Origin of the sequence: Acidiphilium sp. PA, assembly GCF_026191915.1 — a bacterium.
In the GTDB taxonomy this organism is placed as follows: domain Bacteria; phylum Pseudomonadota; class Alphaproteobacteria; order Acetobacterales; family Acetobacteraceae; genus Acidiphilium.
On sequence record NZ_JAIMBY010000008.1, the window covers coordinates 19,651 to 44,911 of the forward strand.

Annotated in this window: 21 protein-coding genes and 1 pseudogene; 12 read left to right on the forward strand and 10 right to left on the reverse strand. The window is 60.8% G+C overall.

The genetic code is table 11. The features are described 5' to 3' along the window. From AruPA_RS11315 to drmB, 3 genes are read left to right on the forward strand one after another with little or no spacing between them, the layout of a single operon-like run. Positions 1-516: a hypothetical protein gene (locus AruPA_RS11315; protein ID WP_265636810.1), complete on the forward strand. Its 516-nt coding sequence runs from the start codon at positions 1-3 to the stop codon at positions 514-516. Beyond that, a complete protein-coding gene (gene drmA, locus AruPA_RS11320; RefSeq protein ID WP_265636811.1) occupies positions 513-4,058 on the forward strand; it encodes a DISARM system helicase DrmA in 3,546 nt (1,181 codons plus the stop codon). The genes AruPA_RS11315 and drmA overlap by 4 nt, the downstream gene beginning before the upstream one ends. Further along, the gene (gene drmB / locus AruPA_RS11325) at positions 4,055-5,920 is read left to right on the forward strand and encodes a DUF1998 domain-containing protein (RefSeq protein WP_265636813.1); all 1,866 of its coding nucleotides are present in this window, start codon (positions 4,055-4,057) and stop codon (positions 5,918-5,920) included. The genes drmA and drmB overlap by 4 nt, the downstream gene beginning before the upstream one ends. A 61-nt stretch (positions 5,921-5,981) precedes the next feature. Here drmB and AruPA_RS11330 read toward each other — a convergent pair whose 3' ends face one another. From AruPA_RS11330 to AruPA_RS11360, 8 genes and pseudogenes are all read right to left on the reverse strand, one after another. Then, positions 5,982-8,624 (reverse strand): hypothetical protein, encoded by a 2,643-nt coding sequence (locus tag AruPA_RS11330; protein WP_265636814.1) that lies wholly within the window; start codon positions 8,622-8,624, stop codon positions 5,982-5,984. A gap of 1 nt (position 8,625) precedes the next feature. Further along, entirely contained in the window at positions 8,626-9,471 is an 846-nt protein-coding gene (locus tag AruPA_RS11335) for a hypothetical protein (RefSeq protein ID WP_265636815.1), read from the reverse strand. Further along, a complete protein-coding gene (locus AruPA_RS11340; RefSeq protein WP_265636816.1) occupies positions 9,468-10,490 on the reverse strand; it encodes a TRAFAC clade GTPase domain-containing protein in 1,023 nt (340 codons plus the stop codon). The genes AruPA_RS11335 and AruPA_RS11340 overlap by 4 nt, the downstream gene beginning before the upstream one ends. Beyond that, on the reverse strand, positions 10,487-11,512 hold the full coding sequence (locus AruPA_RS11345) for a GTPase-associated system all-helical protein GASH (RefSeq protein ID WP_265636817.1): 1,026 nt from the start codon (positions 11,510-11,512) through the stop codon (positions 10,487-10,489). Before AruPA_RS11345 ends, AruPA_RS11340 begins: the two co-directional genes overlap by 4 nt. Beyond that, positions 11,512-12,864: a metallophosphoesterase gene (locus AruPA_RS11350; RefSeq protein WP_265636818.1), complete on the reverse strand. Its 1,353-nt coding sequence runs from the start codon at positions 12,862-12,864 to the stop codon at positions 11,512-11,514. Before AruPA_RS11350 ends, AruPA_RS11345 begins: the two co-directional genes overlap by 1 nt. A 68-nt stretch (positions 12,865-12,932) precedes the next feature. Next, a complete protein-coding gene (locus AruPA_RS11355) occupies positions 12,933-13,259 on the reverse strand; it encodes a helix-turn-helix domain-containing protein (protein WP_408858595.1) in 327 nt (108 codons plus the stop codon). Next, a pseudogene (locus AruPA_RS21805) lies at positions 13,147-13,625 on the reverse strand (type II toxin-antitoxin system RelE/ParE family toxin). The gene AruPA_RS11355 and the pseudogene AruPA_RS21805 overlap by 113 nt, the downstream one beginning before the upstream one ends. Before the next feature lie 54 nt (positions 13,626-13,679). Beyond that, positions 13,680-15,017, reverse strand: a complete 1,338-nt coding sequence (locus AruPA_RS11360; RefSeq protein WP_265636819.1) for a site-specific integrase — start codon at positions 15,015-15,017, stop codon at positions 13,680-13,682. A 693-nt stretch (positions 15,018-15,710) separates the two neighbouring features. On the opposite strand from AruPA_RS11360, the gene AruPA_RS11365 reads away from it, so the two are divergent. After that, positions 15,711-16,022 carry a carboxymuconolactone decarboxylase family protein gene (locus AruPA_RS11365; RefSeq protein ID WP_265636820.1) on the forward strand — a complete coding sequence of 104 codons (312 nt, stop codon included), beginning with the start codon at positions 15,711-15,713 and terminating at the stop codon, positions 16,020-16,022. A 6-nt stretch (positions 16,023-16,028) separates the two neighbouring features. On the opposite strand, the gene AruPA_RS11370 is transcribed toward AruPA_RS11365, so the two are convergent. Both AruPA_RS11370 and AruPA_RS11375 read right to left on the reverse strand, forming a co-directional pair. After that, on the reverse strand, positions 16,029-16,832 hold the full coding sequence (locus AruPA_RS11370; RefSeq protein ID WP_265636821.1) for a flagellar hook assembly protein FlgD: 804 nt from the start codon (positions 16,830-16,832) through the stop codon (positions 16,029-16,031). A 33-nt stretch (positions 16,833-16,865) separates the two neighbouring features. Next, positions 16,866-17,363 carry a hypothetical protein gene (locus AruPA_RS11375; protein WP_265636822.1) on the reverse strand — a complete coding sequence of 166 codons (498 nt, stop codon included), beginning with the start codon at positions 17,361-17,363 and terminating at the stop codon, positions 16,866-16,868. A gap of 106 nt (positions 17,364-17,469) precedes the next feature. Here AruPA_RS11375 and AruPA_RS11380 point away from each other — a divergent pair, with 106 nt between their 5' ends. The 8 genes from AruPA_RS11380 to AruPA_RS11415 all read left to right on the forward strand — a co-directional run bounded on the left by AruPA_RS11380 (position 17,470) and on the right by AruPA_RS11415 (position 25,244). Next, entirely contained in the window at positions 17,470-17,871 is a 402-nt protein-coding gene (locus tag AruPA_RS11380; protein ID WP_265636823.1) for a hypothetical protein, read from the forward strand. 914 nt (positions 17,872-18,785) lie between these two features. Further along, on the forward strand, positions 18,786-20,087 hold the full coding sequence (flgE, locus tag AruPA_RS11385; RefSeq protein WP_265636824.1) for a flagellar hook protein FlgE: 1,302 nt from the start codon (positions 18,786-18,788) through the stop codon (positions 20,085-20,087). Between the two features lie 24 nt (positions 20,088-20,111). Next, a complete protein-coding gene (gene flgK, locus AruPA_RS11390; protein WP_265636825.1) occupies positions 20,112-21,461 on the forward strand; it encodes a flagellar hook-associated protein FlgK in 1,350 nt (449 codons plus the stop codon). Beyond that, a complete protein-coding gene (locus AruPA_RS11395; protein WP_265636826.1) occupies positions 21,458-22,525 on the forward strand; it encodes a flagellin in 1,068 nt (355 codons plus the stop codon). The genes flgK and AruPA_RS11395 overlap by 4 nt, the downstream gene beginning before the upstream one ends. 97 nt (positions 22,526-22,622) lie before the next feature. After that, a complete protein-coding gene (locus AruPA_RS11400) occupies positions 22,623-23,510 on the forward strand; it encodes a flagellin (protein WP_265636827.1) in 888 nt (295 codons plus the stop codon). 70 nt (positions 23,511-23,580) lie between these two features. Then, the gene (locus AruPA_RS11405) at positions 23,581-23,979 is read left to right on the forward strand and encodes a flagellar biosynthesis repressor FlbT (RefSeq protein WP_265636828.1); all 399 of its coding nucleotides are present in this window, start codon (positions 23,581-23,583) and stop codon (positions 23,977-23,979) included. Between the two features lie 34 nt (positions 23,980-24,013). Continuing rightward, positions 24,014-24,337 (forward strand): flagellar biosynthesis regulator FlaF, encoded by a 324-nt coding sequence (locus tag AruPA_RS11410; RefSeq protein ID WP_265636829.1) that lies wholly within the window; start codon positions 24,014-24,016, stop codon positions 24,335-24,337. A gap of 16 nt (positions 24,338-24,353) precedes the next feature. Then, a complete protein-coding gene (locus AruPA_RS11415; RefSeq protein ID WP_265636830.1) occupies positions 24,354-25,244 on the forward strand; it encodes a DUF1217 domain-containing protein in 891 nt (296 codons plus the stop codon). Positions 25,245-25,261 lie beyond the last annotated feature (17 nt).

Here is a 25,261-nt window from a genome sequence, read left to right on the forward strand (position 1 = left end):
ATGGCTCGCCATCAGGGACCGGTCCTCATCGATACCAACGCCATCCTGGAGTGTTTCCGGGTTGGATCTTGGCGCGCGCTTTCGAACGGCTACAGCGTCGAGACGGTCGAGGATTGCGTGACAGAGACGCAGACCGGCTTTCAGCGCCGAAGGGCGGAGTTGCAGATCGATGCGGCGCAGCTCGTGGCGTCGCTCAAGGCGGTCCATCCGGTGGAGGATGCGCAGCGCGCCGTCGTGGCGGTTCGAGCACCCGACATCGCGCTGGACGTCGGCGAGCGGTCTTTGTGGGCGCATGCGCTGACGCGAAGCGACGTTTGGGTTCTGTGCGGACCGGACAAGGCCAGTATGCGTTTCGGCGTTCGGCTTGGGCTCAAAGATCGGCTGATCGCTCTGGAAGCGCTGCTCGACGATGCAGGGCATCGGCCTAAAGAGGCCCTGAAATTGGCCTATACCACCAAGTGGCTCGAAAAGGTCCTTGGAGAACTGTTTATCTCAGAGGGGCTCGGGCGGTCATGACGAACTCAGTCGATATTCGCGCCCACATCGTGGACGTCTTTCGTCGCGACCTCATCGGCCCAGGGCCGCAGGACGCTGATCTTGCCAGCGAGCGCCTGAACGAAAGCCCGGCGCGCTGGTATCTGGCCGGGTTTATCGCGCCTGCGGAGGATGCGCTCGCCTTGGACGGGGATGATGACGAGAACGATCCGTCCGCCCAGGAAGAGATGGAAATCGACGTCGAGGAGCCGGACGCCGATGGCGCCGGCGGCGCCGCGACTGACAACGAGGAGCCGGAAGCCCCAAACGCGCGTCGGCGGTTTCTGCCGTCGTCCGTTGGGCTCACCGTGTTGCTCGATCCGGATGTGACGTCGATCGAAGCGCGCGTTTCCTGGGGTGACTATCGAACCGAACCGCCGTTGCCGGAAGCGATCCTTCTGCCGGAGCCCCTACCGGAGGAGCTTGGCGAGGACGGCAAGCCCAAGCGCGTCGAGCGCCCCATGGTCGAATGGGTTCGGACCCCGAAAGACCGGGTCGTGGCTCTTCCCATCAAAGATGGCCGCGGCGGCCCGTTCATCGTGCCGGAGAGCGCGGCCGAACAACGCCGCGGTGGCGGCCTGGTGTTGGAAACCCATTCCCGCTTGTTCAGTTACACCACGCCGGACGGCAAGACTGAGCGTGTCCGTGCCCTCACTGTCTTCCTCGTCAATCGGCGGGCTACCGTTCATCGCTTCTACGCCGATGTGAGCTACGCCTTTCAGGCGCGGCTCGAACTTGTAAGCGAAACCGGGTTCCGTCCGCGTCGCGACCTTTCTGGCTATCGCGCCCAGGATTGGGATCTGCGGATCGCGGATTTGCACTATCGCGACATGCGTGAATGGGCGGTGGGACGAAACGCGGCTGCCGGATGGGATACTTCTGAAGACAGCGCCAACGGTGTGACGCGGGTATGGACCGACCCGCTGCCGTCGGCGGAGGTCGAACGCGTTGCGCCGAATGAGGACGCTGAATTCAAGGCGCAGGTGACGTTCGGCATGGAAGCGCTCGCGCAGTTGGCGGAAGGCGATGGCGCCGGCCTTCGCGCCGCCCTGGCCGATCTGCCGTCACTCTATGGAATATGGATCGACGCCGAGCGCAATAAGCTCGCAGGCCTTCCCGCCCGTCGACGCGAGACCGGAGAACGCCTTGTCGCCGAGATGGTGACCGCGAAGGACCGGATCGCAAAGGGCATCGAGATTCTATCGACGGACGCAAAAGCCCGCACAGCGTTCCGGTTCATGAATCTTTCCGTTTCGATGGCCGCGCGCCGTCGCGTCGCCGGCGCGACAGGCGATCCGAGTGCTCTTGATGAGCCACAGTGGCGGCCGTTTCAGCTCGCATTCGTGCTGCTCAACATGGCCGGCCTAATCGACCGAACTCACGTTGATCGTGAGACTGCTGACCTTCTGTTTTTTCCAACAGGCGGCGGCAAGACCGAGGCCTATCTCGGCCTCGCGGCCTTGGTGATTGCGCATCGTCGGCTGGGCGGGTCGGGCATGCTCGGCGCTGGTGTCGCCGTTATCATGCGCTACACCCTACGCCTTCTGACGCTCGACCAGCTCGCGCGCGCGGCAGGTGTCGTCTGCGCGCTCGAACTGATGCGCACCGACGCCAAGAACGTCGATGAGCGCGGTCGTCGGATGCTTGGTGACTGGCCAATCGAGATCGGTCTGTGGGTCGGCTCCGACGCGTCGCCGAACAAGCTGGGCGGCAAAGGAAAGTCGGACGAGACAACAGCGGTCGGTCGAATTCGGCGCTATCGCAACGGGCGTGACAAGCGCGCGCCGGCCCCACTCAAGGCTTGTCCGTGGTGCGGAACCGAGTTCACGCAGTCATCGTTTTCCTGCACGCCGAACGAACACGCGCCGACCAATTTGGAAATTCGGTGCGCCAATACCAGCTGTGAGTTCAGCAGGAATCGACCGCTGCCGGTGCTTACGGTCGACGAGCCCATCTACCGGCGTCTTCCGGCGTTTCTGATCGCTACGGTCGACAAGTTCGCAGCGCTGCCTTGGGTGGGTGAGACCGGCGCTTTCTTTGGGCACGTTGACCGTTTCGAAGATGGCGTCGGCTTCTATGGGGCGGCTGAGCCGGGCGAAGGCCGACCATTGGGCAACGGCTGGTCGCTGGATCCGCCCGATCTTATCATCCAGGACGAATTGCACCTCATTGCCGGTCCCCTTGGAACGGTCGCGGGTCTGTATGAAGCGGCGATTGATCAGCTTGCCTCGCGAGGCTCCGGTGAAAACCGCGTTCGTCCGAAGATCGTCGCGTCGACCGCCACCGTGAGACGGGCCGCCGATCAAATCGCCGCTCTGTTTGATCGGGACACAACCAGCATTTTCCCGCCGCCCGGCATTGATCGTGTCGATAGCTTCTTCGCGCGGACGGTGCCGTCATCGACCAATCCAGCCCGGCTCTATTTGGGCATCGCGGCGCAAGGCCGTGGCCCAAAGCTGGTCTTCCTGCGGTCTCTGACAACGCTCGTCGCCGCCGCGCAGGCCGCTTACGACGCGAATATCCCCGCCGACGCCAAGGCCAGAAATCCTGCTGATCCGTACATGACCGCGCTTTGCTATTTCAACGCGTTGCGTGAGTTGGGTGGGGCGCGGCGCATTGTTGAGGATGAAGTGCGTGATCGGGCGGCTCGCTACGGCGCCCAACGCCGCCGGGTGGACCCTGCCGATACACCGTTCGCCGATAGAGCCATCAAGGAGCCGATGGAGCTCACATCTCGTGTCTCTACCGACGAGGTGGCGAAGGCGAAACAGCGTCTGGAGGCGATCTTTGGCCGGGATGCCGAAACCGTCGATGTGGCTCTCGCGACCAACATGATCTCGGTTGGTCTCGACATCACGCGCCTTGGGCTCATGGTCGTGCAGGGGCAGCCCAAGACGGCCGCTGAATACATCCAGGCGACCAGCCGCGTCGGCCGTGACCACTCCAGACCCGGCTTGGTGCTAGCGGTTCTGAACCTCCACAAGCCGCGTGACCGAATGCACTTCGAGCAATTCGGCCAATTTCACCGCACATTCTATCGCGCCGTCGAAGCGACGAGCGTGACACCTTGGGCGGCACGGGCGCTGGATCGCGCCTTGGCTGCGGTCGTGGTCGCTGCGGCGCGCCATGTGGATGGCGCACTCACCCCGGATGTCGCGGTCAATGAACTGAAGAACAATGTCGGAATCCGCAACTTGGTCCGAGACTCGATCGTCGACCGAGCGCCGGAGCGCATGATCGCCGGCGGTCGCGCTGCTCTTTCAAAGTTTATCGACGACATCTTGGATGCCTGGATTGAGACTTCCGATGAGCAGGCGGCGGGCGGCAATGCGTTTGCCTATGCCAAGAAGAAAAGTCCGCATCGCCTGCTGCACATGCCGCTCGAACCGGAGATCGGCAACTTGGCTGAACCCCACCGCCGCTTTGTGGCGGGCCGTTCCATGCGCGACGTGGAACCCAACGTCACCCTGAAGGTCAGGGATCCTCACGGAAACACGATCGCGAACGCGGATGATCTCACATGACCAAGAATGCTCAGCGCCTCAGCCAGTTGATTTCGACGTTCGGCCCCGGGGCGATGATCGATTTGCCGACGCGGTCCGTCGTGGTGGGCGGGCTCGAACAATGGGATATGAAGGGCAACGCCTTCTCGACGCTTCCCGAGCCGCGTTTGACGATGCGCCTTGAGCAGATTCTGAAGGAGCAGGGGCGCCTTGATCCGGCAGCCAGCCTGACCTTGAGAACACCGCCCACGTCGGTTGATTCGAGGGATGGCGTGCCCCGTGGCGTCGCTGCGCCGATCTTCCCGACATGGTTCATCTGCGAGCAGGTGGAAACGAACACCTCCGGCGCCAAAACGACCAGGCGACGGCGTTTGGTGCGTTGGCAGGACCTCGACAGCAAGGGTCGCAGAAGGTTCCAATACGATGACGGACGGAAGAGCGATGTGACGCCGATCCGTTTCGTGTGCGCCTGCGACAAGGGGCATCTGCAAGATATCGACTGGCGCTGGGTCGTTCACGGTTCGGGGGCATGTCACGAGCCGATGTGGGTGGAGGAAAAGGGAACCAGCGCGGATCCCGCAGACACCAGCATCGTGTGCGGATGCGGTCGTCGTCTGTCCCTTCAAGACACCTTCCAGCCAGGGCGGCTCGGCAAATGCCGAGGCGAGCGGCCGTGGCTGCTCGACCGGGATCCTGAAGGCTGCGGTGACAATCTGAAGCTGCTGACGCGAACGGCGACGAACACCTATTTCCCGCAGGTTCACACGGTTATTTCGCTGCCGACCGAGGAGGACGAACTTAGCCAGCTCGTTGATGAGCTATCGGGCGATCTTGCTGGCGTGCAAACAGTCCAGGATGTGGCTCAGGCCAAGAAGTTCAACCCAAAGGTATCTGCGTCACTCGGTCCTTATTCGGACGGCGACATTTTCGATAGGCTTCAGCGCATTCGTGAGGGTGCAAGAACTGACGCCACGCGGTCACCTAAGCTGTCCGAGTTCGATACGTTTGCTAGCGGCCGTTCTGAGATCGGCGCGAACCATCCAACCGCAAAGCTCTACGCCCAGACTCTTCCGCGAGAGGCTTGGGCCGACCCCGATGCCGGGATCGATCTGTCCGGGATCAAGAATCTGGTCGCGGTGCATCGCCTGAGGGAGGTCTCCTGCCTTTATGGCTTCACGCGATTTGAAGCTGCGCCGACGGGCTCCGATGGCGACATCGAAGACATTCAGTTGAGCGTGCGCGGCGCGCCGATCTCGCGCGACGCGGACTGGCTGCCGGCAATCGAACAGTTCGGCGAAGGCATCTTCATCCATTTTGACGCTGCCGCGATTGCCGAATGGCTCCAAACCGCAGCCACGTCCGTTCGCAATCAAAAGTTGCTTGCAGGATATGGGCACTGGCAAAAGCGGTTTGCCGGCAAGGCGCCTACCTATCCGGGAACGGCTTACGTTCTTCTCCACAGTATCTCACACGCGTTGATGGCCGAGATAGCCCTCGATTGCGGCTATCCGGCCAGTTCGCTGAAGGAAAGAGTCTATGCGCTGTCCAGTACGCGCGGCGCCGGCGACGCCGACCGCTGCGGTATCCTTATTTATACCGCGAGCGCCGGGGCGCAGGGCACGCTTGGCGGGCTTGTCGCCACGGCTCCGAGGTTTGCCTACATCCTCAAGAGCGCCATGGACCGGCTTCGGATTTGCTCAAACGATCCCGTTTGCGCTGATCATGAACCAGACGACAGGAGCGGGGATCGGGCGACTCACGGCGCCGCTTGCCATGGATGCCTCCTAATCGCCGAAACGAGCTGCGAGATGAGGAACCTCTTCCTCGACCGCAGTCTCCTGGTGCCAACGATGGCGGACGAATTGTCATGTTTTTTTGCATAATTGACGATTACATCACACAGTCACCGGACTCATGCCCGAAAGGCGACGCTCGTGAGGCTGCTCAATCGCGCCAATCAAGCCTCGCGGACCGATCTGCCTTAATATGTGAAATAGTCTGCTCCACTGTCAGCCGACACGCATCGGGCAAATGACCGACCTGTTTTAGGAGTCGCTCAATGTATTCCTCGCCACCGTATGATTTGGCCGTTCTACGCAGAATTTTGCCGACATCTCCGCAACGGCAGGCCGTCAGCGCAAGGTCCGCGGGCGACCATGAAGATGACGACATGAACGTAGACACCAACTCGCGACGAGCCGCCCTGCAGCGGTCCCAGTCCAGAAATGGAATGAACTTCAGGAGGTCGGGAACATCGTCCTCCTTGGCCAGCTCGCGATAGACCATCGGAAAAGCGGCTGCGACCATTAGGGAGACCGGCTCACGGGGATGTCGCATCAGGACCGGCATAAGACGCCCGGACGCATCCAGCATCGCCTTGGGCTCGGCCCTTTCGGCCTCGAACATCAGGTATGCACAAGCCTCCAGCGCAGTTTGATCGAGATCGAGCGACTTTCGATCGCAGAGCGCCCCAGCGAGTTCGGCGATCGATCGAACGATACGAAGATGTGCTGGAGATGGAGCATTTCGGAATACAAGCATATTGCGGTTCGCTACCGACGCCGGCACATCACGGCCCAAACCAGCCCGTACAGCCGAGACGCCGTCCAGGTTCTCCGCGACGATTCCCATCATTTTCGTGAGGAAGTCCCTTTCGTCGCCATCGAAATGACTTGAGAGGCAGCGTCGAAGCGCGTTGTCCGCTACCCGAATCCTTGTTGCCGTATCGGTCTTCGGTAGGACTTTGCCGACCAAACGTACGAAAACGTCGATCGGGAGCTCGCCCGAAAGGACAGCTCGCTCAAGAATGTCTGGCGCTTCACCTTCGATCCTGGCCAGAACCTCGTCGCCTAGGCGCGGCTGACCCAGGATCGCGGAAAGTTGCTGGTCGTCTGCCGCACGCGATAGGGAAACCAGTAGATTAGTCACAAGATCGGGCGCCACCCCTGGTGCATCGAACAGCCAAGCGACGTCAGCCACCGCCGGATCAATGGTTCGCGCCAGTAGCGCGTTTCTACGCTCCGATGGAGGCGATGTGACAATTGACGCTCTCACCTCCTCTTTGGCGCCAACGATACGAGCGCGCTCAATCACCAGCTCGGCGATCCCACCAGCCTCGAAGTCGTTGGTGGCTCCCAAGTGCGCAATTTCTGTAGCTAGCGCCTCTGCGTCCAGCCTCGCGACGAGCGGACGCGCTGCGGGCAACTGCCAATCTTCGACGAGATGGGGAAGAAGGTTCGCGCTAACGGCGTCGACCAGGGATGAATCCTGATCTCTGACAGCCTCGCCGACGCGCTCTATGAGCGCGCCGTTGGCGGCCACACGGCCGGTCAGCCGTCCATCCTCAGCAACAAGCCGCAAGAGAAGCTCGGGCGGCGCCGAGAGCAAGGCGCGCTCGCCCGATCCCTCGGCCGACCCTCCGAGCCCCTGTGCGATTCTTGGCAGAAGATCCGCTGCGACCTCTGCAGGCGGCGGCCGAACTAACAGCGCGACAGCACCGTCCGGAAACCGAGCGGACAGCAGCTCAGCGGCTGCGCCTACTGCGTTCTTGCCGGTTGGCATTGGGCGCGTCCGTATCTTCGAGGCGATAGCGCTGAGGAAGTCCCAAGCTTCCGCCTCCGGCAGATCGGTGGAGGCACGCTTGACCGCGCTTGCGAGCGCCGGCTCAAGCGATCCGACCGCTTCCACGTCACGAACTTTGCCGGAGTTCGCGATATCGAGGAGTCCAAGAGCGGCCGTTGGAGTGCGGTCCAGCTTGCTGAAGAGCTCGTCCCAAAGGAGCGCGATCCGAAAGGCGGCGACATCATCGACGTCGCTATCGGCGCCAACGAGGCCAATCTCTGACGCTATGAGTAGCTGCGGATAAGGCTGATCGAAGACGCGGCTGATGATAGTGTTTGTCCAGCGGTGGCGCGCGTCCTGGTTGGAACGCCAATCAATCCGGCGACCATTCCAGTCCGAGAATCTTCCCTTTGCGTCCTTGGGCGCAAACACGAGGTCGAAGTCGCGTCCACCAACCTTGCGCGGTGAGAGCGCGAAGGTCGACACAGCGAACCGCCGCCGCATTGACGGCCACAACGCAGTCAGAAGGCGCAGCGCGATCAGGTCTCCGGGTGGGGCATCGAATACGACGACGGGACGTGCTTCCTCCAGAAAGAGGGCTTCTAGTAGCTCGCCCGCCCTGAAGTCGGGCGCGGGTGGGAGCGGCTTCGCGGGGGAGGCGTAGACTTGTCGCGACGTCGCGTTCTCCACTCCGGGTAGCCCGTCAGTCTCAAGCAGCTCAAAAAGCGGCGACAGGCTTTCAGCGTACGACCAATCCTCTGCGCCAACGACCAGACTGAGTGTACGGACACAGCCGGCCCTGGCCACGGTCGTGTCCTGCCACGTCCTTGCTATGACCACCCGTTCCCCACTCGGCAACGGATAGACGGACAGGTACGGTTCGAACCGCTCTCGCGGCCGCAGCGGTCCAGCGACGTCGGAGAGCCTGTCGATCATCGACTGGTCTGGTTTCGGGAGCTGCGAGGAGGCGGCCAGGAGCTGGTGCCCCTGCCGATATCCGTGGACCTGGCGGTCGACGACGATCATCTCAGCGACCGATTACCCATGCCACCGGCAGGGTAAGATCGCTATCCTTCGTCCAGGTGCCGTTCTCGTTCTCCGCGGCCACCCAACCGTGCCCGTCAAGACCGCTCTCAAGGAGTTCGTCCCGGCAGGAGGGGTCCGCCTTGAGGTCGCCGCCAACCACGCTGAGCCCGCACACACGCACATTGAGTCGGTGGAGATCGTCGAGCCGGCCCGCCAGCAAGGGATACTCTCGCTGTAGATAAGCTTTGGGGCCCTCTTCGAACTTTTGAGGATCGACGAGATCCCATGCACTAACCACGACAGAAAGACGCGGACGGCTGCCATCCGGCCGATCAGCTAGCGTGACTTCGAGGAAACGGACCAGCTCACACAACATCACCTGAGTGGGTAGGCCGGGCGTGTCGGCGCCGCCGAGCTTGGCTAACATCTTCTGAGAGGTAACCCAGTCGAGTGGGCGTACGTCCTGATCTGATCCGACCCGGACAAACAACAGCGCGCCATTGGCCCGGCGCAGTTCCTCCATCCAATCCTGCGCGATCTCACAGTCCTGGACGGCGTTACGCCAGAGCTCGCCTGAGATGTCGGGGACTACAATCGCGGTCTCCTCGCTTCCCTCACGGTCGGCAACCACGACCTCAAAGTCGCGACGTTTGTCGGTATGCTCAGAACGGGGCGCGAAATTGCCAGAGAAGAGATGGTCGGCGACCTCCAGGACGAAGGTGATGTCATTAGGTTGCTGCGCCGCGATGAGTCGCCCCTTTTTCGCGTCGAGCTCTGGCCAAAGCCGGCCCACATAGTTGGTCTTGCCCGAATCCGGGCCGCCGAGCAGTACCACTGCGCGCCTCATCGGTCCCTCCTGAAAGCGAGATAGGACCGAGAACCTTCCTGCGGGGCGCTGTCAGGCCAAAACTCAGCCGCACTCCGCGGTGAACCCACGGTTGCATCGATCAGGTCCGCGAGGCCGAAGCCAGCTTTTACGCCGCCATTTTCCGAGAACGGCGCGACCTGATGAATCCCGGCAACGACGTTTCGTTTCGCGAGCTCTGCGGTGATGCGGCTTGTTGTTACGCCGTCAAGTTCGCCATGGTCTCGGTGTGTGACCACGATCATCACACGAGGAAGGGCGCCGCCGAAAATTGTCTCTAGCCTGCCGGTGAGCTGACCCAGCCGACTAATGGCGCCCTGGCGCCGCTCTTTGTCTGCCAGCGCGCGTCCATCTACCACAAGCCAGATCGCCTCGGCCGACTTCATGAACTCGAAGCGGTCGGCCCGAGCGGTGCCGACGAGTGCTGTGGTCCATTCGCCAGGCAGATCCGGAAGCGCGAAGTCGAAACGACGCCCATCGGAGCTCCTAGCCAAGCGCAGGTGCAGAAAGCCAGGACGGCGATCATCGGTCATCTCGGTGTGGAGGGTCATTTGGTCCGGCAGCTGACCCTCGTTCCACTCCCGAGCACCCCTGGCGATCTCCTCGAAAGCCATAAGGCTTTTGCTGTCGGCGAAAGACCACCCGTCGAGCTGCGCATTGGCGATCATGAGGTAGAGGCTCGCGAGGCACGCAGTCTTGCCTGACTCGGGATCACCCAAAATCCCGACGACGGTTACGTAGCGCGAACCCATCATGCCCGACACGAACTCGGGCCGCAGGGTCCGGCTCGAAGGGAACGACGCAGCACTGTTCGGCTTCTCGAGCACCGGAGCGCCGAGGCCGTCGATCGCATCAGCAGCCGACGTTCCTGATGCGACCGCGTCCACGCCGGCAAACGCTGCCGTCCCGATGCGGTGCTCGCAGGTTGCTGGATCGCGCTCAAGGGCGCACGCTCCCGTCTCTCCGACGGTACATCCATCGAAAGTACAGGCGTGGCTCATAGGCGTCCGGGTCCGCTAGACACTAGGTGTGCCATCGTAGCCTCCAGAAGCGCGCGGCAGCCCCAGGTCGAAGCCCTTCTCTTCTCAGTCGCACCGCTACCGTCAGCGGTGCCTGTGACGAGAGCGTTCAGCAGCGGATAGATGGTGGGGGTGGAAGTCACTCCGGCGGGGATCTTGTTGGCGAGCGCCTTGCGATCGGCACCGATCACTCCGAGCAACTCGCCGAGGTCCAATTCCGGATCGGCTTCCACGGTGCGAAGGACAATCTCTCGATGCACGTCCGCCGGCAGGCGACGGAGTAACGCTGCTCCTTCGAGGCCCATCGTCACCAAGCGAGCCGCCTCTGGAATGTCGGGGAGTGATCGACTGAGCACACGGCTCCGGTTCAGTTGCGCCCACCAGAGATAGTCGAGCTCCTCTCGGTCGAGCGCTGCGTTACGTCGCAGCGGGTCGATGATCCCAGCAGCTATTTTCTTGAAGTTTGTCGTGACATTGGCTTTGTCATCGGTAGCGACTTCGAGATCTTGTACCTCCGGCACCGGCTCCCGCTCGCGCGCCTTGGTAGCGCTTTCCAGGCTGCGCGCCCGCGCTCGATCAAGCACTTCGGTGCGGAGCGCCTCTCTCTTCTCTTCCTGAAGCGCAGGCTGGAACGCAAGGGCTAACCACAGGGCGTTTGAATAGAGGTCCGTGATCGTCCAGCCGCTGGCGCCGGGGTTACTTTCCATCATGGAGAGAAACGCCATGCCCGAGCAGATCCCGACCTCCAAGGGACGGTCTGAACTCAAGAACGCGGAGGCGTGCTTCTGCACCGCGCTCTCGACCTCGCTGGACAGGGTCGCAGGGGGCGAACCGTCTCCCCCTAGTGCGATCGCGATCTCCGCCGACTTGGCCAGAATATCGGTGGGTGACTTGATCTTGCCCCAAGCGGTCGAAAGCTGCGTAATCGCCTTTTGGCGCGAATCAACGTCCTCGTTGCTCACCGAAAGGCCGGTGATTCTCATATGAACCGGAAGCCTGCTCATCAATCTTGCCCCTGTTGTCGTTCGCCGATCAGCCTGTCGATCATTTGGTTCACTTCTGGAAGCCTGCCCTCACGTACGAGCCAGTCGAACAGCTTGCGCTCGACGCCCTGAGTCATGCGTTCATCTGAATCTGCGGGGAAAGCGTCCAATTCGACGAGTATGCGGAGGCGCTCGTTCTCAAGCAGGTCGCGGAAGAAGCGTAGCAGCGCGAGTTCGTAGCCTTCGACGGGCGGTGGCATGGGCGGTGTCTCCCCTTCCTCGCCATCGGCGGCGACCACTTCCAGGATCGGTTCTGGTTCCGAACTGCCGACCGCCGAAACCTCCGCGATGTCCTGATCGACGTCCGGCTGTCTGCACTTCCTGAAGTTCGGCGAGCCCAGCGTGAAGCGAGGCTTGCTTCCGCCGAGGCGCTTGTCGTCGGCCTGGAAGCTTGTCTTCTCCGGGTTCCAGATTCGGGGGTGTATTGTGACTGCTAGCGCATCGACCTCCTGATCCCAATCGAACTCGATGATATTGTAGGTATACGTATAGATAACATCCGACTTGAATGGTACAGCGGCACCGGCCGCCAGCATCATAACGTCGCATTCAGCCTCGACGTGGTCGATTTCCACTTTGGGGTTGTGCTCATGGCCGGAAATGACCACTCGCGCGCGGCTTCGCACGTACTGCCGAACCTCGCCCGCGTCTTTATACCAATTGAGTGGATGATGGACGAGCACAACATTCTCTTCGCCAGGGTGGCGGGGGATGGTGAATTGTCTCGCGCCTATCACCAATTCTGGCGCATCATCTTTTTCCTTCCCATGACAGAGAAGGGATGAATTCATGCGGATGAGACGGATCCAGCGGCCCGACGCTAGCTCGACGCGAAGGTTCGTGGCGAAGCGGACTTCCCCGTCGAGCGCGCAATCGTAGCCGAACGAAAAGTTGCCGTAGTCCTCGAAGCGGGCGAGCAGCGATGCGCGGTCCGCCGAATTGCTCACCACCCTCTCGTACTCCGCAGCACCGCCCGCACGGATGTAGTCGAGCAACTTTGAGCCACCGATGGAGAGCTTATCTCGGTCCACGTCGTGGTTGCCGGGCACCATCTGCACTCGGTGGATTGGGCAGCCGATTCTGTCGGCGAGTTCGTCGAGCCAGCGACCCGCCTCTTCGTACTGGGGCTGCTTGCCGGAGTAGGCTATATCACCAGTGACGAGGATGCCGTGCGCTGAGTGTCCCGGGAGAGCAGCAATTACTTCAGCAGCATCCAGAATGAGCTGCCCCTTCACATCATTATGGATATGGACAGTATGATCACTTTCCTGACCAAAGTGAATATCCGAAACGTGTACGAATATTGCAGGCATATATTCTCCTAAAGCGAAATATTCCGCAATTACATATTCATCCCATCACTCAAATTGCATTCCGCCTCTTAGGTAATTGCCTGAAGTCCCTTGGCACGAACTAAGTTGAGAAGCTTAAGCGACGGCCCATCCGGCCGCTTCTTACCTCGCTCCCACTTGCTGACGGCATCCTTCCGGACGTTGAGGTAATGGGCGAAGACGGGCTGGGAGACCTGTTCGCGTTCGCGTAGCGCCCGGATTTCCTCGGGTGTCAGCGGTGCGACCGGAGTGAGGCACAGGGCGTCAAACTCGCGCATGGTCGCCTTGTCCATCAGGCCAGCCTCGTGGAGGCCGGTCGCGGTCTTGTGGACCGAGGCGAGGATACCGCCTCCAGCCCTGTTCTTGGTCGCCGCCATCGCTCTTAACCTCGCTCAATTCGCCGGCGGCCTGAGCCGCCGCGATCTGCTCATCCGAAAACCCAAGCAGCACATCCGCCAGCTGCTTCAATGCTTTCAACTCCTTGGCCGACACGTTCGCCTTGTCGCTCTTCGCAAAACCGTGGGCGAAGAAGCTGTGGCTCTCGATCCGAAAGAGGATGTTCGTCCGGAACCGCCCGACTTGCCGACGCCCTCCCGGGCGACGCGCTGCTTGAACACGCCACCGCCGAGATCGGCTTTGTAACGGCCCGCCACCAGGTCATGTGCGGCCTCGAGCAGCTCTCCATCGGCCAAGCCCGCCTTTCGGGCAAACCGCCTAAACTCCTTGGTGACGTAAACGCTCATTTCCGGCAGGGCCGACCGGACATAGCCAAAATATAGCTCTTGGGACTATATCTTTCAAGCGAACTCGACATGGCGCCCCCCTTTTGCCGACGGCCGCGTTGACCGCCGTTCAGCGGCGGTATCCAGGGCGAGCTCGATCTCCTCGGCGACCTTGTCGGCCGCCAGAAGCAAAGCCTTGTCGAGGTGGACATAGCGCTGGGTAACGCCTCGCCCGGTGTGGCCCAACAAGCCCGCGATCGTCAGCTCGGAAAAGCCCATGTCTCCGGCCACGCTGGCGAAGGTGTGCCGAAGCACGTGCGGGGTGACTTCCTTGAGCTTGGCGGCCAGGCAGAGCCGCTGAAGAATCCGGACGACGCCGACGAAATGGCCGTCGCCGACCTCGGCGGGAAAGACGTATAGGTTCTCGTTCTGGCCGCCGGGTTGGCTGAGCAGCAACTTGAGGGCTGGCTGACCGATGGCACGGAGCTGGGCGCCGCTCTTGGTCGTCGGAAAACGCACGCATGCGGCTTCCGGATCGATCCAGCCCCGCTCCAGCGTCAGGACCTCCATTCGACGAAACCCGGTGAGGAGCATGAGGCGGATCGCCGCGAGCGCGACCGGGCTTTCCTCGTCGGCTTGCCGGATCGCCCTCCCGAGCAGGGCGATCTCTCCCAGCGACAGGCGCCGTTCGACTTTGTTGTCGGTGCTGACCTTTCGGACGCCCTTTGCCGGGTTATGGCTGATGAGATGCAGGCGGGTCGCCTGTTCGAAGATCGTGTGCAGCATCCCAACCGTACGTCCTGCGACGCCGGCGCCACCGGTGGTTATCCCGCCGCGGCCCTTCCGAGGCTTCGCCGTCTTGCCGGCGACGACATCGGCCTGAAAGCGTTCGATATCCGCCAGCGACACGCTCTCGACCTTGCGATCGCCAAGGAGTGGGCGGACGTGCGTCTCGATCCGGCTGCGGTCGAGGGCCAGGGTCTTCGGGGCAATCGGCCGGCGGCGGCGTCCGAGCAGTTCACCGCTCTCTGCCTTTTCGAGATACCAATCGCAGATCTCTGCCACCGTGGGAGCGGTGCGCGCCGCGCGTTTTTCCTCGACGGGGTCGCCTCCCTGAGCGACGCCGCTGAGCTTGCTGCGAGCGAGCTTGCGGGCTTCCTCGGCAGTCAATTCGGCCACAGAGCCGAGTGTCAGGCGTTTGCTCCTGCCCTCAGCGTTTCGGTACTGGATGATGTAGGCGCCTGCGCCGGTCGGCTTGAAGCGAATGCCAAAGCCGCGCAGCTCGTCGTCCCAAGCGACGACGTCCTTCTTTGAGGCGCGGCCGGCGTAGCGGGCTCTTGTGACATCGAGATCGCTCGGGCCGGCTTTCTTGGGGCGAAGGGCATCCACAAGTCGCTTTGTGATTCTTGCCATCGATTGCCTCCTCTGATCTGCTTACCCGGATGGCACCTTAGCATGCGGGTAAGCACCAGGTAAGCAGGAGGGAGAAAAGTGGAGCGCAGGCTGGCGAAGCAGGGGGAAATTAGTTCATTGATTTTATGTGGAAAAATCGAGCGCAGCGGAGCATATCGAAGTAAGGCGTAGGCTCTACCGCCTCTTGCCAAGGTTGGGGTCGAGGGTTCGAATCCCTTCGCCCGCTCCAGATTTTCTTAGCGATTTGAGCATGTTGGACCATCTCCTCGGTACTGTTTTCTGCTTGGACGGCCTTTACTGACGGCGGTGGCAAGCTTGGTCTGCTCAACTGGATCAAAAGACGGTTATGCCGCGTCGGGCGGCTTTCATGCTGCGGTCCTCCGGGTCGCGGGCCTCGGCGGATTCCGGACCGGGGCTGGATTGCCCGATCTTGGTCGCTGTTCGATTTTTCGGGGTTGGGAGGCGTAAGTCGGCGGGAGGCGATGGGAATGCCGCGCGGCGGCAGACTCGAGCTATGTCTCACAACAGCCTGGCCGGGCGACGGCATCAGGCCTTCAATTAGTTGCTATCGTGGCTATGCTGGGTTCAATTGACATAAGCGCTTTGCCGCATAAACTCGTTCACGGTCGACCCGGACGTCGTGCGATCCGGTATCGATGGACAATCCAACCAACAAAAACAGGAGGCTGCGCCATGTATGATATGAAGCACATCAAACATCTTGCCACCATCGGTTCCCATGCCCCGGTAGCGATGCAGGCATTCGTGGCATTCGATGCGGCCGCGATGGCAGATGGCGCAGTGCCGTTAAAATATAAGGAATTGATCGCTCTTGCTGTCGCGCATACGACCCAATGCCCCTATTGCATCGACATTCACGTCGGCAAGGCGCGTGCCGCCGGCGCGACGGACTCCGAGTTGGCCGAAACCATCATGGTGACAGCCGCACTGCGGGCGGGGGCTGCGGTTACCCATGGCACTCATTGTTTCCACGACAAGGAATGACCGCCGTCAACCACCCGCGGTTGAGCCTGCTTTGGTCACGCTTGTCACCGCTGTGAATGGGACGGATAGGGTGCCGAGGTTCAACTTGACGGCATTTCCACTGCTGCTAACCCCGGTTGCCGTGCCGGTGACTGTGAAAGGCAGCGCGGTTGGGGTGCCATTGGTGCCCTGACCCATGACGGCTACGGTGTAAGCGCCATCCGGCACGGTGGTACCGCTGGCGTCCTTGCCGTTCCAGTTCCATGTGTTGCTGCCTTGGGTCGCGGTCAGCGCGGTATCCAAAATCTGGGTGCCGGCGCCATTGTAGACAGCGATCGCGACTGGTTCGGCGGCCGGGGCGTTGAAACTCAGGCTGGCCTTGCCGTTCTGTAATGGAACCTGGCTGGATGTCGCGGTGACTTGACTGCCCAGCATCGCACTTGCCTGTGTGAGGTCGCCGGCTTGGGTCAGTTGGATAAGCTGTCCAAGGCTTGAGTTGGTGTTGATCTGTTGCTCCACGCTCGAAAACTGCACGAGTTCCGAGGTGAATTGGCTGGAGTCCATCGGACTTGAAGGGTCCTGGTTTTTCAGTTGGGTCGTCAACATTGTCAGGAAATCATTGTAATTGTTCGCGAGCGCGCCGAGAGCGCCGCCGCTGCTTGAAGTCGTCGAGGCGGTACTTCCGGCTGGCGAACCGGTCGGCGAACTCGTACTGCCGGCCGCCGCACCGTTTGCGCTCGCCCCCGTGTTGGTCAAACCTGCGGCAGCCGCGTTGGCCGCAGCGGTCAATTGGCTTTGCTGATAAGCGACAGAAGCGATCGTGCCGGACATTTTTGCGGTTCCTTTGATTTTGCCATGACCTTCTCAGGCCATCATGTTCACGCCGAAGCGGCGCATCTGAATGGTGGACGGTGGTATGCTCGCGGCGATCGCAGGGGTTTCGGGCGCATGCGATGCGGTCTGGCCGCGGCGATCGTAGGCTTGCGTACTGCCCTGTGCTTGGTGACCGTCTGATTGACGCTCCGCCCCATGCCCTGATGATCCGCCGCCTTGATTGGTGCCGGCCTGTGATGACGCCGAGCCGCCATTGCCGCCGCCATCGACGCGGGGTGGGTCGAGATGAAATGTCACGTTCCGATGATCTGTTGGAAGACCGGCCAAGGTCAGCATCTGGTCGAGGCCGGCATGATCGTTCTGCAGCGCCGCCAAAGTGGTTGGATGGGTCGCGGCAATTGCAATCGCCGACGTGCCGTCGGTAGCACGGTCGATCTGGATACTGACCATGCCGATCGCGGGTGGTGTCATCGCGATCAGGAGCCGGGTGCCCCCGGTATCGGCAGTAAGAGTACCAACGCCGACCATTGCACTCGCGATCTGCTGCGTCGCTGGGTGCCATGCTGCAGCGGGTGTTGGGGCTCCAAGCAGAGGCGGCGGAGCGCCGTCTGACGGAAAGCCTGCCACCGCCCCAATGGTTGGCGCACCCCCGAAGCTCGACCCAGCGGCCAATACGCTCGGCAAGTGCGGTGCGGTGACCTTCGACGCAGATGTTGCCACAGGGTTGCCGGCGTGGTCGCGCGGCATAATGGTCCCGGTGCTGGGGTTGCTCTGGCCCGTGACCGAAGCCTGCGTCGTTACCGGCACTGGCGCCCCCTGGCTGGCGACCGGGGTGGTCGCTGTGCCTGCCGGAATAGCAGAGCCCGGGTACGATATCGTGGCTGGTACCGCGTTTGTCGCCGCCGGTATTCCGATTGCTGTTGCGGCGGGTGCGGGTAGACTCGACAGACATAGGTTTGAGCCGCGCGATGCAGTCCGGGCTGGGGCGCGTCCTGGCACGTCAACCCGGTCGATCGTCGGTAGTGCCGCGGGCTGAATTGCTGCGGCAGGCGTGGAAGCCATTATTTGCGGTGCTATACACTGGGCTGCGTTGGAAGGCGCTGTTTCTGCCGGCGATGGAGCAGGCAGTGATCCAACGGGCGGGGGCGTGCTCGCCACGGTTGGAGCCCCATTCACCAGTGCGGGTTGGGTGGTTACTGGTTTTGCTTTCGTCTTATCAGCCCCCGGCGCGGGATTGCCGGCTGATCTATGATGACCCGCAGCGTTTAAACCCGCGGCCTGCGGGTCCGTCGTACTGCTGAGCGCGTCGTAAAGCGTGGCATTGGTGCCGGCAGCGACCGGTGGGCGGGCCGGCGCCAGTCTTTCTGGTGCGTTGAGGCTTGATCCCGATACCGGCATCCCTGGTGCAACAGCTTGTGCGGAAGTGTTTTTAGTATCGGCAACGATTGCCTTGGCCGGATAGGCAGCCGAGAGCGCTTCGCCAAATGGCCCGGCGGTTTTGAGCGGGATCGCTGTGCCTGGGGTGACAGGTGTCGCACCGGCCGGCGTTGCCGCAGATGGCCCCGACGTTTGGGCGACGGAGGTTGGAGCCGGTTTTACGGGACCTGTAGAAACAAACGTATTGGATGCTGCGGAGAGACCAGTCATGTCGCACGCTTTGCAAGATCCCTGCCAGTCAGATTTTTACCGTTGACCGGGACGCAATCGTTCGAATTTGGTAATAAACCAGTATACGCATCAAGGCGGTACGGCATTTTTTGCCGGGTCATTATAGTTAGCTCGGCGAAATCTGCCGGGTCGACTGATGTTTTTCCGCCCACATAACAGCCAAACTAGTCTTGTGGAATGCTGGCATGGTTCCTGCAGATACGGTTCTACGTTCCCCCTTCACTAACGCGATCTCGTGAGATCGGAACACAAAACCGCTACTATTCCAGCAATGAGGACAGAATGTCGATTTTTGGTGCATTGGATACGTCGGTCAGTGGCATGCAGGCGCAGTCCAGCGCCTTCACCAATATCAGCGATAACATCGCCAACAGCCAGACCACCGGCTACAAAGGGGTCGACACCAATTTCATAAATTATCTGGTTCAGAGTTCACCTAGCAGCAACGGTGCCGACTCGGTAATCGCCCGGCCGAGCTACACCAACACAGTGCAGGGAACGGTCACGCAAAGCACCAACCCTCTGGCACTGGCAATTAGTGGACAAGGTTTTTTCAACGTCAGCGAGCCTGCGGCCAGTGCCACAGCTGGCGGTACGACGCAAAGTTTTCAAAGTCAGCAATACTATACCCGGGCGGGCGATTTCACGTTGAACAAGCAGGGTTACCTTGTTAACAGCGCGGGCGCCTATCTGAACGCCTGGCCGATCGACACCGCAACCGGTATCGTCAACACCTCGTCCCTCGCGCCGATCCAGATTTCTCAGGCCACCACACCGCCGGTGGCGACGAGCAGCGTCAGTTTATCCGCCTCCCTACCGACGACGCCTGCGACATCGCCGGTCAATACGCAGGTCGATATTTACGATTCACTCGGCAATCTGCAGCAGCTCAATCTGAGTTGGACGCAGACGGGTACCAACCAATGGAATATGGCCGCCTATGCGCCTGGTGATCTTGGCGCGAGTACCGCTGCCGCCCCGATCGCGACCGCGAGCATGACGTTCGGCAGCAATGGGACGTTGAGCGCTTTGAGTACCACCACCACCAATGCTGCGGCATCGGCCAATACAGCCGGGAAACCGGCAACTTTGACGATTCCTGCCAATTTCGGCAACGGCACCCAGAATATCGCGCTCGATTTCGGCACGTTCGGTGGCACCGCCGGGCTGACGCAGTATGCAGGTACCAGCCTCAATCTCCAGGGCGCTTCGCAGAACGGCACGCCGCCCGGCAATTTTTCCAATCTCTCGATCGACACACAAGGCAACATCACCGTCAATTACAATAACGGCTTCTCCCAGGCTGTCGCCCAGATCCCGATCGCGACATTCGATGCGCCGGATGCACTGCAAAACCAGAGCGGTCAGATCTATACAGCGAGCCAGGGGTCCGGGTCCGCAACGATCAACCCGATTGGCAGCAACGGAAATGCGCTGGTCACCGGCTCGACCGAAAGCTCCAACGTCGATATCGCGACCCAGTTCACCAACCTGATCACCGCGCAGCAGGCCTATACCGCCAATTCCAAGGTGATCACCACGGCGCAGCAGTTACTAACTACAGTCGTGAACATGGTTCAGTAACTATTTAAGCGGATAATCATCGTCATGAGCATCGCAAGCGGACTTTCAATCGCCAATAGCGGCCTCGCCGCGATCCAAGCGCAACTGGCGGTGGTGTCGCAGAATATCGCCAATGCGAACACCGCCGGCTATTCGGCCGAAGCGGCAACGCTGACCGCGACATCCGTGCAGGGCCTGGGTACCGGGGTGATCAGCGGACCGGCGACCCAGTTGGTCAACGCCAGCATGCAGGCGCAGGTCAACGCCGCGGTCGGCAATCAGTCGTTTCAGCAAACCACGGCTCAGTCCTTGTCCGGCATCGATCAGGTGATGGGCACGCCGGGTCAGGGCAACGATCTGTCGAGTCTGCTCGGCAATCTTCAAGCGGGCTTTGCCACGCTGCTGACCAATCCGGCCAACACGGTGCAGCAATCCACCGTTGTCTCCAGCGCGCAAACGCTCGCGCGCCAGATGAACGCGATTTCAAGCGCGATCGGCAATGCGACGCAGACGGCTGCGAACGGAGTCGCCGCCGGTATAACATCGTTGAACACGTCGCTGACCCAGATCGGGACGCTTAATAACCAGATCATCAGCCTGAGCCAGCAGGGCAAAAGCACGGCCGATCTGAAGAACCAACGCGACGCCCTGGTGCAGACCATCGCCTCGCTCACCGGTGCCAAATCCATCCTGCAGCCCGATGGAGCGATTTCGCTGTACACGCCCTCCGGCCAGCAACTGCCAACGGCCGGTGCCGGGACGTTCCAAGCGAGCGGCAACCCGCCGATCATTACGCTCGGCAGCCAGATCGTCACTGGCACGTTCACCGCTGGATCGATCGGCGCCGGCCTGCAGCTAGCGACGACCACGCTGCCGGGACTACAATCCAACCTCGATCGTTTCGCCCAATCGCTGGCAAGCGGCTTTGCCGCTACCGGTCTCACCCTGTTTTCCGATCCGTCCGGCAATGTGCCCTCAACAGCGTCCGGCTTCGCCAGTGTCATTGCCGTCAATCCGCAAGTCGCCGCGACGCCATCGCTCGTGCGGGATGGCACGCCGGCCAGCGCGCTGAACCCCACTGGTGCCACCGGGTTCACTGGCGTGATCAGCGCAATCTTAAGCAGCCCGGCCACGGCGCCGGGCGGAACCCTCTCGACGGCGGCGAGCAATGTGACCGCCAATCAGGCAGCCCTTAGTAGCAACGCCCAGACCGCCAGCACCGCGGCTGCCTCGCTATCCACCGCCTTGACCAACCAGGCATCTTCCACCAGCGGCGTCAGCATCGATCAACAGATGGGCCTGCTGGTCACGCTGCAGAACGCCTATGCAGCGAATGCCAAGGTCGTCACCATCGCCCAGCAGATGTGGGCAGCCCAGGAGGCCATGATTTCATGAGCGGTTCCATTTCCGGCATCACCGGCGGCACCTATGGATTAATGCAACAATTGATTGCCGATGCCTCGGGAACATCGGCCAAGCTCGACCAGTTGACCACGCAATCGACCACCGGATACGTCGCCGGTACCTACGCGGGGCTTGATAATGCAACGCCGGGATCGGCGGCGGGCGCCTTGTCGATCGCGCCGCAGATTGCCGGCATCAATGCCACAGTGACCAATCTCAACGCGGTCGCGGGGCAGATGCAAGTCCAGCAGAGCACGATTACTGCAATTAGCCAGATTGCATCGAACGTGCTGTCGCAGTTCCAGACCGTCAATGCGGCAACACCGCAGGGAGCGCTGACCGCCGCTTCCATGGCGCGTCAGGCGCTGAGCCAGATCGGCAATCTGCTCAACACACAGGATGGCGCGACCTATATCTTTAGCGGTCAGAACAGCAGCGTGCCGCCGATATCGAACCCGAATTCGATAACGTCCTCGTCATTTTACATCAGTATTCAGACTTCGGTGCAAAGTCTGACATCCAACCCGAATGCTGCCGCAGCAGTTCTCCAATCTGGTATGACCACGCCACCGTTTAACAGCGCGCTTGGCACGCTGCAACCACCACAAGTGCTCGGTGCAGGCGGTGCGCTGATTACCACGGGGTTGGTCGCCAATGCCAACACGCTGATCCCGGCATCGACCGGCTCGACCACCACCGGCTCGTACATGAACGACATCATGACGAGTCTTGCCGCGATCGGCAGCGTTACGACTGCGCAGACCGGCAGCGCGAATTTCGCCGGGTTTGCGGCGAGCATGGTCAAAACCTTGTCCAGTGCCATCAATACGATGGCGTCCGATGCCGGAGCGCTCGGTAACAATCAGGCGCTGATCTCTACGCAGGCGACCACGCTGCAACAGACAGCGACGGCGCTGACCACACAGCTCGCCGGTTACGACCAAGTCAACATGACAAGCACACTGGCCAATCTGTCGTCGACGCAAACCCAGTTGCAGGCGTCGTACCAATTGATCGCCGCGATGAAAACAATGTCGCTCACTCAATATATCTGAGTGATATTGATTCATCGGACGTTAACAACCTTGGCGCAATATGCGTCAGCTCTGCAAAATGCAGATCATCTGATAAATCGTACCTAAGGAAAATACTATGTCCGGCATTGTCTCCTCGTCCATCATCACAAATTCAGCCGCCATGGTCGGCGTCGAAACCCTGAATTCGATCAACTCTTCGCTGCAGACGGTGCAAACCGCCGTCTCGACCGGCTATTCAGTCAACAGCGCGGCCGACAACGGAGCGGCATACGCAGTGGCCCAGTCGGTCCGTACCACCATGTCCGGCCTGACCGCGGCCAACCAGCAGCTTGGCGACGTGTCAGGTCTCGTGCAGACCACCAGTACGGCGCTGACCAACATCTCCAACCTGATGCAGAGCATGGATCAGACGCTCGTCAATCTGTCGAGCTCGACTCTGTCGTCCAGCCAGAGATCGCAATATGCGTCGGAATTCACGTCGCAGCTGAAGAACATCGCCTCGTTCGTCACGGGCGCCAACTACAATGGCATAAGCTTGATCGGTAGCGCTTCGGGGACGCTGAGCAACACGATTGCGAAGTTCAGCGGGACGAGTCTGTCTGTCGCGACGGATGCGAACGGCAGTACCCTGACGATCACGACGCAAAGTGTTTACAGCGTCTACAAGTCTTTGAGCACGATCGGCGCTTCCCTGACCACTAACACTACCAACGCCGCGACGGTCAAGGCTTTTCTCACAGCAACGGGCCAGATGACCACATCCGTTAGCTCCATGGGTGGCTACATGAATACCTATGGTAACCTGACCAACCAGATCAACAACCAGGTAACCTACAACCAGAACAAGATGGACGCGCTCAGCAACGGGCTCGGCGCCTTGGTCGATGCCAACATGGCCGCGGAGTCCGCGCAGTTGCAGTCGCTGCAGATTCAGCAGCAGCTTGCCACTACCGCGCTGTCGATCGCCAATCAGTCGCCTTCTTTGCTGACGAAGCTGATCTAACCTACCGCGTGATCTCCGGGCCGCTTCGGCGGGCCGGAGATCGTTTCCCCGCTCAGCTGAGGTAGACAGAATGTCCGTGCTGGTACTCGAGCTTCGTCAGGGCGATATCATGGTGCTGAACGGCGCCCCGATCAGATTCCGCACGAAGTCGCGCATCGAACTGACCGCGAAGGCGCGGTTTATGTTCGGCAAACAGATCCTGCGGCCTGATGAAGTCGATTCGCCGGCGAAGCGGATCTATTTCTCGCTGCAGACCGCCTATATCGGCACCGAGGATGAACGCAACGCCGCGCTTGTGCATGCGCAGGAGTTGATCGAGGAGTTCAAGGCGGTGACGACCTCGGCCTTGGCGCGTGAAATTCTCGATAAGGCTCTGGCCTTTGCGCGAGCTGATGACTGTTACGAGGCATTGAAACTCGCACGGCGCATCATGCGGCACGAGGCCGCCGTACTGCAGACCCATCAATGATCAAAAAGGATCAAACATGTCCTCATCTACCCGCATGCTAAAAGCCTATGACACCGCCTCCGCGCTTCGCAGCCCGCGCGATCAGGATGCGGATGTTTTTCGCCATTTCAGTGCCCTGCTGCGCAGCGCTTCGGACGATCTCAGTCGCACTCGTGCGCTCGCTGGTACGATAACATTATGGCGCACCGTCATGGCCGCGAATCTCGATCCGTTGAATCCCTTGCCGGCGCCGTTACGTGCCCAGATCGTATCAGTCGCTAATGCGGTCATCCGTATGGCTGAGCAGGATCAGCCCAATCTTACAACGATCGCGACGATCGGTGACAATTTTGCCGACGGCCTGAGCGGCCGTACCTGATACGAGGGGGGCTGGCATGTCGGTTAGTCTTGCTGGATTATCGACCAATATTTCGACGCTGTTCTCAGCGATCGGCGGATCGGGGAGCAATGCGACAAGCGCATCTTCGCTGATCAGCATCGCGCAAGGCAATATCTCTGCGGCCACATCCGGCGCGAGTTCGGAAAATCCGATCGTGGCCTTGCAAGTTGCACAGCGCAATCAGACCCAAGATATCAAGGCCGAGTCGCTGCAACCGGCGGTTCAGCACCAGATTGCCGCCTTCACCAAGGCGGTCAAAAGCGCGACATCGGTCAAACAACTTCTGGCCAATCCGACGGTTCTGAACGTACTGCTCACTGCCAACGGGCTTGGTTCCGAAGCGGGTTTTACGGCGTTGGCGCAGAAGGCATTGATGTCCAACCCATCGGACCCGAAGTCTCTGGCCAATCAATTGTCCGGTACGAACTCACAATGGTTATCGACGGCGCAGACCTACCAGTTCGCCACTAAGGGTCTGGCAATCATCCAGCAGCCAAGCGCGATCAGCACGATCACCAACGGCTATGCGGAGGTGCTGTGGCGGCAATCGTTGGATGCGCAGACACCGGGATTGTCCAACGCGCTCTACCTCATTCAGAATGCCAAGAATTTTACCTCTGCCGTACAAATCCTTGGTGATTCCGTGATGCGATCGGTGGTCACCACCGCCTTGGGCATTCCCAAGCAAATCGCCTATCAGCCGTTGAGCGCACAAGAGCAGGCGATCAACAACGGGTTGAACGTCTCGGATTTCCAGAAACCTCAGTTCGTCCAGACATTTGCGGATCGTTATCTTGCCGTCGAGCAATCCGCAGCTCGATCCTCGGCAAGTTCATCGAATAATCTGGCCGCACTGGCGGTCAAGGCGCAAGGCCTCGTCGCATAACATCAACACACATCGTT